This window comes from Stenotrophomonas sp. A3_2 (genome assembly GCF_036624925.1).
GTDB classification, from domain to species: domain Bacteria; phylum Pseudomonadota; class Gammaproteobacteria; order Xanthomonadales; family Xanthomonadaceae; genus Stenotrophomonas; species Stenotrophomonas hibiscicola.
Genome location: NZ_JAZKVY010000061.1, coordinates 1 through 354, shown reverse-complemented (window position 1 = coordinate 354; position 354 = coordinate 1). Strand labels below are relative to the sequence as shown.

1 pseudogene is annotated in these 354 nt (G+C 72.3%); it reads left to right on the top strand.

The annotated features are described in order from the left end of the window. Positions 1 to 169: 169 nt before the first annotated feature. Positions 170 to 286: pseudogene (locus R5H29_RS22930) on the top strand (cytochrome c5 family protein); the annotation flags it as partial. Positions 287 to 354: the final 68 nt, after the last annotated feature.

The following is a 354-nucleotide window of genomic DNA, read 5'->3' as shown; positions in this document are numbered from 1 at the left end:
AGGGACAGGGCAAGAGCAAGGGAACGGCGGCGCATCGACGGGCGATTCCAGTGAAGAGGGCGCACAGACTAACCCTGAAATGCGGAGATCCGCCTGCGCGGCGGGGGCACAGGGGCAATCAGGCCTCGGTGGGCAAAGCTGAGTAGGTGGTAGAGCCGAGGGCCCGCCCGGGGGGGCCGGGGCCCCCCCGGGGCCCCGGCCGCCCGCCGGGGGGGGGGGGGGCACCCCGGCCCTGACCGAAGAACAGATCCACGCCACCGTGGACTGGATGCTGGGCAACCTGAAAGAGCCGCCGCAACACGCGGCCTGCTGTAGAGCCGAGCCCACGCTCGGCTGCTCTGCGCACGGTGTGGC